14 protein-coding genes are annotated in these 13,115 nt (G+C 39.9%); 6 read left to right on the top strand and 8 right to left on the bottom strand.

The window, feature by feature from the left end:
- Nucleotides 1-6 precede the first annotated feature (6 nt).
- From ftsH to GM418_RS06215, 6 genes are read left to right on the top strand one after another with little or no spacing between them, the layout of a single operon-like run.
- The gene (ftsH, locus tag GM418_RS06190) at nucleotides 7-2,061 is read left to right on the top strand and encodes an ATP-dependent zinc metalloprotease FtsH (protein WP_158864217.1); all 2,055 of its coding nucleotides are present in this window, start codon (nucleotides 7-9) and stop codon (nucleotides 2,059-2,061) included.
- Nucleotides 2,062-2,676 (top strand): LutC/YkgG family protein, encoded by a 615-nt coding sequence (locus tag GM418_RS06195; protein WP_158864219.1) that lies wholly within the window; start codon nucleotides 2,062-2,064, stop codon nucleotides 2,674-2,676.
- A 30-nt stretch (nucleotides 2,677-2,706) separates the two neighbouring features.
- Nucleotides 2,707-2,913, top strand: a complete 207-nt coding sequence (locus tag GM418_RS06200) for a putative signal transducing protein (protein WP_158864221.1) — start codon at nucleotides 2,707-2,709, stop codon at nucleotides 2,911-2,913.
- Entirely contained in the window at nucleotides 2,910-3,740 is an 831-nt protein-coding gene (locus GM418_RS06205; protein WP_158864223.1) for a phosphatidate cytidylyltransferase, read from the top strand. The genes GM418_RS06200 and GM418_RS06205 overlap by 4 nt, the downstream gene beginning before the upstream one ends.
- Nucleotides 3,737-4,390, top strand: coding sequence for a phosphatidylserine decarboxylase family protein (locus GM418_RS06210; protein WP_158864225.1), 654 nt, complete (start codon nucleotides 3,737-3,739; stop codon nucleotides 4,388-4,390). The genes GM418_RS06205 and GM418_RS06210 overlap by 4 nt, the downstream gene beginning before the upstream one ends.
- Before the next feature lie 9 nt (nucleotides 4,391-4,399).
- Complete coding sequence (locus tag GM418_RS06215; protein ID WP_158864227.1) at nucleotides 4,400-5,146, top strand: CDP-alcohol phosphatidyltransferase family protein; 747 nt, start codon at nucleotides 4,400-4,402, stop codon at nucleotides 5,144-5,146.
- Nucleotides 5,147-5,381: 235 nt separating this feature from the next.
- Here the strand turns inward: GM418_RS06215 and GM418_RS06220 are convergent, their stop codons facing one another.
- From GM418_RS06220 to GM418_RS06255, 8 genes are all read right to left on the bottom strand, one after another.
- The gene (locus GM418_RS06220) at nucleotides 5,382-6,545 is read right to left on the bottom strand and encodes a sigma-54-dependent transcriptional regulator (RefSeq protein WP_158864229.1); all 1,164 of its coding nucleotides are present in this window, start codon (nucleotides 6,543-6,545) and stop codon (nucleotides 5,382-5,384) included.
- A 148-nt stretch (nucleotides 6,546-6,693) separates the two neighbouring features.
- Nucleotides 6,694-7,329, bottom strand: a complete 636-nt coding sequence (locus tag GM418_RS06225) for a rhodanese-like domain-containing protein (protein ID WP_158864231.1) — start codon at nucleotides 7,327-7,329, stop codon at nucleotides 6,694-6,696.
- Between the two features lie 25 nt (nucleotides 7,330-7,354).
- Nucleotides 7,355-7,966 (bottom strand): rhodanese-like domain-containing protein, encoded by a 612-nt coding sequence (locus GM418_RS06230; RefSeq protein WP_158864233.1) that lies wholly within the window; start codon nucleotides 7,964-7,966, stop codon nucleotides 7,355-7,357.
- A gap of 4 nt (nucleotides 7,967-7,970) precedes the next feature.
- Nucleotides 7,971-8,573 carry a YeeE/YedE thiosulfate transporter family protein gene (locus GM418_RS06235; protein WP_158864235.1) on the bottom strand — a complete coding sequence of 201 codons (603 nt, stop codon included), beginning with the start codon at nucleotides 8,571-8,573 and terminating at the stop codon, nucleotides 7,971-7,973.
- Nucleotides 8,574-8,598: 25 nt separating this feature from the next.
- Nucleotides 8,599-9,129, bottom strand: coding sequence for a YeeE/YedE thiosulfate transporter family protein (locus GM418_RS06240; protein ID WP_158864237.1), 531 nt, complete (start codon nucleotides 9,127-9,129; stop codon nucleotides 8,599-8,601).
- Nucleotides 9,130-9,142: 13 nt separating this feature from the next.
- Nucleotides 9,143-10,084 carry an NrfD/PsrC family molybdoenzyme membrane anchor subunit gene (nrfD, locus tag GM418_RS06245; protein WP_158864239.1) on the bottom strand — a complete coding sequence of 314 codons (942 nt, stop codon included), beginning with the start codon at nucleotides 10,082-10,084 and terminating at the stop codon, nucleotides 9,143-9,145.
- Between the two features lie 18 nt (nucleotides 10,085-10,102).
- The gene (locus tag GM418_RS06250; RefSeq protein WP_158864241.1) at nucleotides 10,103-10,636 is read right to left on the bottom strand and encodes a 4Fe-4S dicluster domain-containing protein; all 534 of its coding nucleotides are present in this window, start codon (nucleotides 10,634-10,636) and stop codon (nucleotides 10,103-10,105) included.
- Entirely contained in the window at nucleotides 10,633-12,888 is a 2,256-nt protein-coding gene (locus tag GM418_RS06255) for a molybdopterin-containing oxidoreductase family protein (RefSeq protein WP_158864243.1), read from the bottom strand. The genes GM418_RS06250 and GM418_RS06255 overlap by 4 nt, the downstream gene beginning before the upstream one ends.
- Between the last annotated feature and the right edge of the window lie 227 nt (nucleotides 12,889-13,115).

Raw genomic sequence — 13,115 nt, forward strand, 5'->3', positions numbered from 1 at the left:
TTAATTATGGCAGACGATAAAAATAAACAAAATAAGCCAACCAATCCATTTGGCTCATTTAACTCTAACAAAAAGAATGATGGGAAAGGGCCAAAATTCAATGCCTATTGGATCTATGGGATAATTGCCATTGTTTTCATTATTGTTCAGTTTTACTTTAGCAATTCACGAGGCCCGGTTGAAACCAACTGGAGTGAAGTAAAATCAACGATGCTGGCTAACCAGGATATCGAAAGGATTGTTGTTGTAAATGAAAAGCACGCCAACATTTACATAAAAAAAGACAGGCTTGATAAATACGAATCTGAATTTAGCGGCAACTTTTCAAAGCCTTCAGAAAGCGGACCTCACTTTACGTTTAATATTGGTTCGGTGGAAACATTCGAACGCAATTTACGTGAAGCCCAGGAAGGAACGGATTATGAAGTGCTTCCCGAGTATAAGGAAGAACGTAACTGGGCAGGAGAAATTTTATGGACCATCGGCCCGTTTGTACTAATCATTTTACTTTGGTGGTGGATTTTCAGAAGAATGAGCCGCGGAGGAGCCGGTGGAGGAGCCGGTGGTATTTTTAATGTTGGAAAATCACAGGCAAAAATATTTGATAAAGACCAGAAAGTTTCAACTAATTTTAAAGATGTTGCCGGGCTGGCAGAAGCAAAACAGGAAGTGGAAGAAATTGTGGAATTCCTTAAAAGCCCGGCGAAATACACCAAATTAGGTGGAAAAATTCCGAAAGGAGCGCTTTTAGTGGGGCCTCCCGGAACCGGAAAAACATTATTGGCAAAAGCTGTGGCAGGGGAAGCAAACGTACCGTTTTTCTCTATGTCTGGTTCCGACTTTGTTGAAATGTTTGTTGGTGTAGGTGCTTCACGTGTGCGTGACCTGTTCAAACAAGCCAAAGAAAAGGCGCCTTGTATTGTATTTATTGATGAGATTGATGCAATTGGGAGAGCACGTGGAAGAAACCCCAATTTTGGTTCAAATGATGAGAGAGAAAATACCTTAAATCAATTATTGACCGAAATGGATGGGTTTGACACCAACAGTGGTGTTATTATTCTTGCTGCTACAAACCGTGCCGATGTTCTTGACCGGGCACTGATGCGTGCCGGACGTTTTGACCGCCAGATACACGTTGAGCTGCCCGATTTGAACGAACGCGGAGCAATATTCAATGTTCATCTCCGCCCACTCAAATTGGATCAAAGTGTAAATGTTGAATTTCTGGCGAAACAAACACCAGGTTTTTCAGGTGCCGATATTGCCAACGTTTGTAACGAAGCTGCATTAATAGCAGCGCGTAAAAACAGGGAAGCAGTTACCAAGCAAGACTTTCTGGATGCCGTTGATCGTATTATTGGTGGTCTGGAAAAGAAAAATAAAATCATTTCACAGGAAGAAAAGAAAACCATTGCCTACCACGAAGCCGGTCACGCCACCATCAGTTGGCTGCTCGAACATGCACATCCACTGGTTAAAGTAACAATCGTACCCCGTGGAAAAGCTTTAGGTGCGGCCTGGTATTTACCTGAAGAACGCTCTATCACTACCAAAGAACAACTGCTCGACGAAATGTGTTCGGCATTGGGAGGACGAGCTGCAGAAGAAATAATCTTTGGAAAAATCTCTTCCGGTGCACAGAACGATTTGGAAAAAATTACCAAACAAGCTTATGCAATGGTTAGTATTTTTGGTATGAGCGAAAAGGTAGGCAATGTAAGTTTTTACGACTCAAGCGGACAGAACGATTACACATTTACAAAACCATATAGCGAAAAAACAGCAGAGTTAATCGATGAAGAAGTAAAGATTCTTATCGATGCACAGTATGTAAGAGCGCTAAAAGTTCTGAAAGACAATGCTGAGGGGCACAAAAAGCTGGCCGATCGTCTCTTGGAAAAAGAGGTTATTTTCAGTGAAGATCTGGAAGAAATCTTTGGGAAACGTCCCTGGAACAAAGAAACCGGTGTAGCTGAAAAACAACGCCAAAATATTTCTGGAAATAAGGAAATAGAAGAAAAATCAGAGGATTCTGAAAGCCAGGTAATATCAGCATAAATGAAATCGGCAAGGCAGGAGATATTAGAAAAATTAAAAAACACCCAACATTTTTTGCCTGAAAAGCCTGATTTTGACACTCCCGTTTATCATTCCATTGAAGAGCCGCTGGATGTGGCTTTTAAAGAAAATCTGGAAAAGGTAAACGGGAGTGTTTATTTGTTTGATAACCAAAACGAACTTTTTTCAGAACTTCAGCGTTTGCTGAAAAAATATTCAGCTAAAAATATTTGTTGTAAAGAACCTGAACTTCAAAAACTTTTAGAAGAATACAATATCAAATTTTCAACCTGTAACCATTTTAATGAGAATGTTGAAGCGGGAATAACCGGCTGCGAATTTCTTATTGCCCACACGGGGTCAGTAATGGTAAGTTCTATACAAGCCGGCGGGCGCCAAATGTTTGTTTATCCGCCTGTTCATATTGTAATAGCCCAAAAGAAACAGGTCGTTGATTATCTTGAAAGTGCCTATTCAGGTATTGCTGAAAAATACAAAAATAATTTGCCTTCGCTGGTTACAATTATTACAGGCCCCAGCCGGACTGCCGATATCGAGAAAACACTAATTCTTGGAGCGCACGGCCCCAAAGAGCTTCATGTATTTTTAGTCTGAAAAATAATTCAATTTATTTACCTTTGCAAAATGGAAGAAGGCTGGAAAGAAGTGTACATGACTGCCCATGAGTATAAAGCTGAGATGGCACGGGAAATTCTGGAAAATAACGGTATTAAAGCAATTGTTATGAACCAGCAGGATACAGCATATAAAAGTTTTGGGGAGTATCTGGTTTACGTGGCTGATGCGGACTATACACGCTCTGTTAAACTACTTAAAAATTTAAAAAATTGAACAACCTCCTAAAACGTTCATTAACCGGGATTATTTACGTGGCCGTAATTCTGGCAGGAACAATGATTCATCCGGCTATTTTTGCTCTTGTTTTTCTGCCGCTTATGGTTGTGACACAGCTTGAATTTTACATTCTGATGAAAAACGGCGATTTTAATCCTCAAAAGATTATTGGCTTGGTTACAGGAGGACTATTGTTTGCTGCCTGTTATTTTGCTGCCCGAAAAATCATTCCCTTTCAATTTTGCCTTCTTATTTTTCCATTTTTAATAATCATCCTACTTTCAGAGGTCTTGCGCAAAAAAGAAAATTCCCTGCAAAATAACTTCATCACAATAAGTGGCTTTATTTATGTGGCCATACCATTTGCTTTACTAAATTTTATTGTCTTTCCCGGTTTTCCGGAAAACAGTCAGTTTTATCCCTGGATTTTGACCGGACTATTTTTTATCATATGGATTTACGATTCAATGGCATACTTAATCGGTTCAAAATTTGGCAAACATAAAATGTGTGAAAGAATATCACCCAATAAATCGTGGGAAGGACTGATTGGAGGTGCAGTTTTTGCGGTTATAATGGGAATACTAAATGCAGTCATCTTTCAGTCGCTTTCGGTAACCGTATGGATTGTAACTGCAGCGTTGGTTGTTCTGTTCGGAACATTTGGAGATCTTTTTGAATCAAAAATAAAACGCGAATTAAAAATTAAAGACTCAGGGAATATATTGCCCGGGCATGGTGGCTTTCTTGACCGCTTAGACAGTTTATTATTTGTGATTCCGGTTATTTATGTCTGGTTAATATTAGGAGGAAATATTTCATGAGAATTCACAGAGAAGGTGTAAAAATAATACCCATCGCTTTTTTCTTTTTGGCGGTATTGGATGCGTTGGTCTATTTTTTTCTGAAAGAATACTTAATTTTCTATTTTTTAATGGTTGCGTCATTGGTGCTGGCTGCACTTATTGTTTTCTTTTTCAGAGTTCCAAACCGCAAAATTGAGCTAAACGAAACACATGTGCTTGCTCCCGCCGATGGAGATATTGTAGCCATCGAACCGCTTTATGAAAAAGACTATTTTAAGGATGAGCGTATCCAGGTTTCCATTTTTATGTCGCCGCTGAATGTACACCAGAACCGGGCTCCGGTTTCGGGAGAAGTAGTTTATGTACATCATAAAAACGGACGCTTTTACCCTGCATTTATAGCGAAATCGTCAGAAGAAAACGAACGTTGTTCAACCGTTTTTAAAATGAAAGACGGGACACAGATTCTGTCGCGGCAAATTGCCGGAGCAGTGGCCCGAAGAATTGCAAACTATAAAAAACCGGGAGATTTTGTGGTTCAGGGACAGGAGTACGGATTTATCAGATTTGGATCACGTGTTGATGTTTTTCTTCCGGCAGATGCAAAAATAAACGTTTCGCTGCATCAAAAATCCATAGGTGGAAAAACCATTCTTGCAACACTCTAATTCAAAGAAATGAAAAAAATTGTCGGGCAAATACCCAATTTTATTACTTCTTTAAACCTTTTATCAGGTTCGTTGGCTGTAATCTTTGCCATCGACGGGCATTTAATCTGGGCTGGTGTATTTATCTGTTTTGCTGCCGTTTTTGATTTTATGGACGGTTTGGCAGCTCGTCTTCTCCACGCATATTCCGAAGTTGGCAAACAACTGGATTCTCTTGCTGACGTGGTTTCGTTTGGTCTTGCCCCCGGAGCTATTCTTTTTACCCTTTTTGAATTTTCACTGTTTGACAAAAATTTACCTGTTTATGAAATCTCAGGCCAATGGTACGAATGGTTAATTCTTTTCTCTGCTTTTTTAATTCCGGTTTTTGGAGCTATCCGCCTGGCCCGGTTTAACTCTTCTTTTTCTGAGGAGCCATTTTTCCGGGGGCTTCCCATTCCTGCCAATGCTCTGCTTTGGGCATCATTGGGTTTAATTCTTCAATTTCCGGGAAATGAAAAACTGTTTCAGCTTGTTTTCAACACCAAAAATTTACTGTTCCTCGGTGTTTTCACATCAGGAATGATGGTCATCAATCTGCCAATGTTTTCATTAAAAATTAAATCATTATCGGTAAAAGAAAATTGGTATCGTTACATATTTCTTCTGCTTTCGGGGGCGATGATAATTATTTTCAAAGCTTACGGATTGGCTCTCTCTATCTTTTTGTATATTATTCTGAATGTCGTCTTTTATCTGACAAAGGTGGATTTTTAAATTTAAAGATTTCCAGGATTTTAAGCCCGTTATACAAAAGAAAAGCCCCTGGTAAACCGAAGATAATTTTTTCCCGAGGGAAAGATTAATAATACGCCATGACAAATTGTACTCTTCCGTTTCCAGAGGCTTCTTAAAAAACACGCAATAATTAAAAATGTTCTCTTTCAGGAACATTTGTATCAACTGTAACAATAAAAAAGACAAGTTGTTCTTAATTTGGGGAAAGAAAATTTTATTTTAAAGGTGCGGCAAATCGTAAAACATCGTCATCAGTTATTTTTTTATCACACAAAATAATCAACCTTTCAATCACATTTCTAAATTCTCGTATGTTCCCTGTCCAGTTTATTTTCTGTAACTCGGCTACTGCTTCATCTGTAATTTCTTTTTCCGGCATTCCATATTCTCCGCAAATCTGTTTGATAAAATGGTAAGCCAATAATGGAATATCTTCCAGCCTGTCATTTAAAGAAGGAACATGAATTAAAATTACACTCAAACGGTGATACAAATCCTCACGGAATTTATTGTCTGCAATTTCGTTGGAAAGATTTTTATTGGTTGCAGCCACTACCCGAACATCTACTTTTATTTGTTTGTCGCCGCCAACCCTTGAAATAATACTCTCTTGCAAAGCACGCAAAACTTTTGCTTGCGCCGACAAACTCATATCACCGATCTCATCAAGAAAAAGAGTACCACCATTTGCCTGTTCAAATTTTCCTTTTCGTTGTTTAACAGCCGAAGTAAATGCACCTTTTTCATGACCAAAAAGTTCACTTTCTATCAGTTCGGAAGGAATGGCAGCACAATTTACCTCTACAAACGGACCGGATGCCCGGTTACTTTGCTCATGAATCCGGCGGGCTACCAATTCTTTACCTGTGCCGTTTGAACCTGTTATCAAAACCCTTGCATCAGTTGGAGCAACCCTGTCTGCCATTTCCACAACTGCGCCAATGGCTTTTGATTCGCCAACTATCTCATATTTTTTACTGACCTTCTTTTTTAAATTTTTAGTTTCTGTTACCAGATTCGACTTGTCCATCGCATTACGGATTGTAATCAGCAAGCGATTCAAATCAAGGGGCTTTTCAATGTAGTCAAATGCGCCTTTTTTTATCGACTCAACAGCAGTATCAATATTGCCATGCCCCGATATCATAACCACCGGAGTATCAGGCGCCAAAACATTCATTCTTTCCAAAACTTCTATCCCATCCAGTCCGGGCATTTTAATATCGCAAAGAACTATGTCATATTCTGTATTTCTTACTTTTTCAATACCTTTATTTCCGTCTTCAGCCAAATCTACTTCGTATTTTTCATACTCCAGGATATCTTTCAGTGTATTTCGGATACTTCGTTCATCATCAATTACCAGAATCTTTGACATGTGTTTAATTTTTGCAATTTAGAATGTAAAAATAGTTGTAGTTGCTGGAATAAAAAACTGAAATAAAAAAATCCCAAAGAATTTTCTCCGGGACCTTGTCAAACTATTTTAAAACGAAAATCTTTTCCGTTGTTGCAAATTTTACTTGTTAGCAACCTCCCGCTGCAACAGTACTTTTTTGTCTTCGCTGCACCTGAACAGGCTTTTTTGCCGTTGTTGAAACAGCAGCTCCATCTTTTGGAGCAGCTTTTTCCGCAAAATCATATCTTGGAATTCCTTTTTTGAAAGAGTTGTTGTCTTTTGCAGCCAACAAGTTTTCTTTATTTTCTGCATAATATTGATACCCGCCAGCCAAAATCTTTACGTTGTCGAAACCGACCTGCCGAAACAACATCCACGGGCCGTTAGCCTGTAGCTGATTTTCGCCATACAAAACAACCGTAACGCCCATTTCATTTAATTTCTCCAGCCGTTCAACATTATCTTCCTGAGTCAAATCGTTGGCTGATATGTTTTCTGCTCCGGGAATATGCCCTTGCCCAAAAATAAAATTGTCGCGGATGTCAAAAAGAACTACATTTTGAGCTTCCTTTTTTATAAAACCATCCAGTTCCCATGGATAAAAATAAGCATCTTCATCACTAAGTTGTTGTATACTTTCATTCATATCCAAATGATAAGTTAGCAAAGGCTTTGTCATCGTAACAAAACCAGCAATCAAAATCACAACAAAAATTACGACTACAATTAATGTTCTCCAAGGATTTAATTCGTGTATATGCATGATATTCTTCTTATCAGATTTAACTTTAACAACCTCCTGAAGCTACTGATGTTTTCTCTTTACGGCGCACCTGAACCTCAACTTTTGAGTCGTTGAAATCGTCAACCTGTGCTCCTGTAAAATACATTTGAGCTCCTTTTCTAAAAGAATAAGTTTTGAATTCAGTTTCTTCTGCATCCGGGCTTGGCTCAACAGGATCGATAATCGTTTCCATCCAGCAATTCAAACCACCCTTCATTACATAGGTACTGTTAAATCCAAGCCGTTTGGTAAGTACCCAGGTCTGATCGGCTTTAATATCGTCGTTGGAAACAAAAACCACTTTTGTTCCCGGTACTCCAAAATACGTTAGATTATCTTTCTCAAGTAAACTATTCATAGGAATATTCAGTGACCGCGGAAGTGAATACTCATCGTATTCTTCTTCACTTCTGACGTCCACTAACATCAACGACGGGTCTCCCTGTATTATCATTTTTGCAACTTCATCTGTTGAAATATACCTTGTTGGCTGAACGATTTCTTTTAGAAGTATTTCCGGTTCAATTTGTTTCAACTCTTTTGCGGGTTTCAGCATTAACGTGCCAACAGCCAACACGATCATGAGTATCGTTAGAAATATATAATTTCGATTCATCAGACTAAAATTTATATTCTTTCATATTTTTTCGAACACGCTTTTCGATAATCATTGTTCCCCAGAAGGCGGCAAGCGCAACCACTGTAAATACCAGAGCAAACCAGGCTGCAGGAATTCCGGTCACATCAGTTAATGTAACATTCCCTAGATTTCCGCTATTGTAAAAACCTTCGATAAGCGGATATCCAAGAGAAAAGATAAAAATGCCAATGTACAATCCGATGGTAAAAAGCAGTGCATCCAGTTTACCAATTGCAATAGCGGTAAAACTTGTTCCGGGGCAGAAGCCACCCAGGATAAATCCCAGTCCCATTACTACGCCTCCAAAAATCATTGGGGTTACATAGGTTGGAAGAATAAATATTTTGGAAAGATCAAGCCAGCCAAAATAGTCGAAATACATCAGGCCAACCATTGCAACAATTAATGCGGTGAAAAACACGCGGAGTACAACAAAATTGTATCCGTAAAATACACCGGTAATATTTCTGGAGGATGAAAAGCCGGAAGCTTCAAGAATAAAGCCAAAAGCTACTCCTAACAAAATAGCGATTACAAAATCCCAGCCTCCACCGATTATACCATTTGGAATTAAAGGTCCCATTTTTACTATCTTTTAATTTGTTTTTCTAAATCCATAATTTTCTAAAGAAATACGCCAGGATGTAACCTGTTCCAAAAATGGAAAACATAACGATTACACCGCCCAACGCAAAGGTCGCACTGCCACTTAATGCAGCACCACTGGTACATCCTCGGCCAAACTGACTGCCAATTCCAAATAGCGCTCCACCAATCAAAGCAAAAATCAAACGTTTTCTTGATGTGATTTTTGGGCCATGATCGGTACGAAATTTTTTCACGCGGCCAAAAATTATTCCTGATAACAATCCTCCCAGGAAAACTCCCAGAGATTCAAAAACCAACCAGGTATACATTGGCGAATGGTCGTCACTCACAAATTGCCCCATATAAGCATTTTCTTTTGTACTCTCGGGTGAAATTGTATTTGCCGTTGTCACCACCGAACTTTTGATTGCCCCGCTGGCTCCAAGCCCCCTTCCTGTGATAAAAACAGTGACTATAATAAGCAGTCCGAGTAATACTCCTCCCAGATAGGGATTTATATATTTAGGTTGATTATCCATTGTATTTTTCATATTGTGATGTTTTTTAATATAAATACCTGGTTATCTGACCGGCTTCAACCATTATAAAGCGGAACATAAATCCACCAAATAAAATTAATGCCGAAGGCAGCCATTTGGGAACATGATAACCCCACAGTTCAAGTGTCTCCAGAGTTGCCGGGAAAATTAGTCCAAGCAAAACAACAAATACCCAGAAACTAACCGTAAATTGTCCGCCAAGAAACAGTCTGGCTGCCTCAATCGCTGTTTCCGAACCAGCAAGGAACCCCATGAATAAATGGACAATCAGAAATAATTCAACAAAAATAAAAATCAGATCTATCCGACTTAAAATCTTTCGTTCCTTTTCATCCTTACTTATCCAGATTGTAGCGGCCAATCCCGTTGAAAACCCGGATACAAGAAAAAGTGGTCCGAGTATAGAAGTATTCCAAAGTGGCCGGGCATTAAATGCTGACAATAAAATGCCGGTGTAAACCCCAAGAATAATGGAATAAATCATCATTACCCACGCCAGGTAAACACGGTACTTAATTACAAAAGCTTCAAATTTATCAAGAAACTTAAATTTCCAGTCCCACCAGGGAAAAATTTCCTTCATATAACTTGCTACCCACACAAATGATATCGGAGTGATTATCATTAGTGTCCAGGCACCCCAGCCCATTGGCGATTCCAGGCGAATAGTTGTATACAATTGCCAGAAATACAGTTTATGTTTTAAGTCCCAGAATAGTGCTCCAAGACCAAGAACAAGTGCAATGGGAGCAATAATCGGTGCCCATTTTACAGTAGCCTGCATCTTTTTTTCTTTTCCCCGAACAACAAAATATCCGGCAAAAAACAATACTCCGGCAGCCAAGCCTCCCAAAAACAAATAGAGAGGAATCTGCCAGTGCCAGATATTCAGGTAGGGATCAATGTTGGGTATATTTCGTCCGCTTACAAAAAGTTCTTCTTTCATCTTGCAAAATTTTACGGGTTATGTAAGAAAATACAATTGAGGTTTTGTTCCGGCTTCAGGAGCTAAAACTTTCCATTTCCGGTCTTTTATTGCCAGAGAAACATCACTGTTCGGGTCATCCAAATCTCCAAAATGAAGACACTTGGTTGGGCAAACCTCAACACAAGCCGGGTTTTGGCCTTTTTTGACACGGTGGATACAAAAAGTACATTTATCAACATACCCTTCCGGATGCGAATACCTTGCATCGTAAGGACAGGATTGAATACAGGCTCCACAACCAATACACTTGTTGTGTTCCACCAAAACAATACCGCCATCCTCAATATGACTGGCTCCGGTTGGGCAGCATCTTACACATGGAGAATTATCGCAGTGATTACAACGCTCTGAACGAAATTCCAAATCGAGACTTGGGTAGGTTCCGTCAACGCGTTCCACAATCCAGTCGCGGCAATAGCCGTGCGGAACATTATTTTCTGTTTGGCAGGCTACTACACAGTCGCCACATCCGACACACTTTTTGGTGTCAATTGCCATTGCGTATCTCATGCTTTAACCTCCTTTCCTTCCAAAGCTGGATCTTCAGTTAAAAATGTTATAAAGTTTCCTCTCATTCCGGTTCCTCCCATAATCGGGTCAACTGCAACATTGGTAATCATTTCTGTATCGCTCGCTCCACGGCCAAAAGCACGTGAAAGTTTTTTATTGTTATGACCAAATCCGTGTACCATATAAACAGAATCCCAGCGAATTCTTTCGGTTACCCTGACTTTCACGGGGAAAGAAGTTATTACGCCGTCCTGGTTTTTCAGCCAAACTTCCTGATCTCGTTTTAATCCCCACAAATCAGCCACTTTGGGATTTACCCAAACACTGTTTTCACTCATCAAATCTGACAAATTTGGATTGTTTGAAGTACGGCTAAACGTATGCATTGGTGCACGTCCGTAAATGAGTCGATAAAAATTCGCCGGTGGTTCCGGGTGTTTTGTATATTTCGGAATCGGATCAAATCCGTGGTCGGCGAAATCGACAGAATATAATTCTATCTTTCCTGTACTTGTGTTAAACTCAAAATCTTCTCCATCACCAAGATATAAAGGACCACTTTTTCTCGGATATTTTTTTACTCCGATTTTTTTCATTTCCTCCAGCGAAGTCCCCAACTGTTTTAACTGCCAATCAATAACTTCAGAATAGTCTTCAAAATTAAAATAATCATGAAGTCCTAATCTTTCACCAATTTGTTTTGCGATCCACCAGCCGGGTTTTGTATTGTATTTCGGCTCAATTGCCGGCATTCGTAAAGCGATATTGGGCTCACGATTCGCAGCAGAGCGGATTACATCGTATCTTTCCAAATAAGTTGCTTCCGGCAGAACAACATCGGCGTAACCAGTAATATCCATTGGCATAGTATCCATCACTGCAATAAATTCAACGGCATCAGCAGCCTCCTTAAATAATCGTTTATCCGGCATTGAAAGCGGAAGATTTGTTCCGGCTACCAGCCAGGCTTTTACCTGGTGTTTGTAATTGTATTTTGGAACCGAAGCTTTTAATAATTCGGTAGTAATTCCCATTGTTGCGAGCGGATATCTTCCTGCATTCCAATCTTTCCATGTCCATTCTGGTTCATGAAAATGCGGATGCGGATAAGCAGGAACAGAAACTCCTTCCGGGAAATAAAGCCCGCCTCGTTTTCCCCAGGCGCCAAGCAGAGCTGTTAGAATCGCCATTGCTCTTCCCCTTTGGGTATCGTCACCGTACCAAACCACGTGGCGTCCGGGATGAATAACCACCGCAGGAGCGGCTCCGGCCATCGCCCTTGCAGTTTTCCGAATTTGTTCCGGTTCAATGGTCGTAATTCCATACGCCCATTCCGGAGTCATATTTTTTACATGATCTTTCAGGTATTCCAGCCCAAAAGTATATTTTTCAACATAATCTTTATCGTATAGTCCTTCATAAATTAATACATGAATCCATGCCATCAGAAGTGCGATATCAGTAGCCGGTTTTATGGGCAGCCAGAAACTGGAGTGAGCTGCCGCCGTTGAATATCGTGGGTCAACAGTAATAATTGTCGCACCTTTATCAATAGCGTCAGACATTTCCTGCACCTGCGAATTGTGCATGTTTTCACCAATATGTGAACCGATTAGAACCAAACAATTGGTATCCCGAATATCGGTACTTTCCGGCGAACCGACATAGGCTCCAAAAGTAGAAAAATAAGCAGATGAACGCGGGCCGCGGCAGTTTGCAAACGCTGGTTCTGCATTACTTTCCGAACCATAGGCGCGCAAAAGATGATGGAACTGTCCGCCCGGTGTCCCGTGATTGAATAAACCAAAAGCCTCCGGTCCGTATTTTTCTTTTACCTCTTTCATTTTGCTGGCAACTTTGTCAAGCGCCTCTTCCCAGGTAGCTTCTCTAAAATGCTGAGTTCCGTCGGTTCGGGTTTCCCGGATAAGCGGCGTTTTCAACCTATCCTCATCGTAAACCATCCCAACGCCGCCAGTTCCTCTGGGGCACAAACGACCGTTACAATGTGGATCATTTTTGTTTCCAACAATTTTTCTAATTTTACCACTTTTGTCAACATAAGCCCAGGCGGCACATTTCCAGAAACATACCTCGCAATAGGTAGGATAAGGAGTTAGTTCCTCATCACTTACCGGATCAACAGAGTTTGATTCAAAAAGGCCAAATCCTTTTGAACCAAAAGCCTTATAAGTTATTGCTGCTGCTCCGGCACCGACTGTTGAAATTTTTATAAAATCCCGTCTCGTTTTCATTCGTGATTCTTATTTGTTTCAGAAATAATTTCGCTTTTCAACACTCCAGAAATATAAAATTCTACCTTGCTACAACCTTCAATATATAAATATTTATATTTCTAGATACCTGGGCAAATATATAAAGGAATTTGCTTTTTCCCCGACTTGCCATTCCTATTTGAAAGCGTTAAAAATAAGCAAGTTGAATTCCATCATTTTCAAATTAAATAAAATAAAAAAAGACC

Source organism: Maribellus comscasis, assembly GCF_009762775.1.
In the GTDB taxonomy this organism is placed as follows: domain Bacteria; phylum Bacteroidota; class Bacteroidia; order Bacteroidales; family Prolixibacteraceae; genus Draconibacterium; species Draconibacterium comscasis.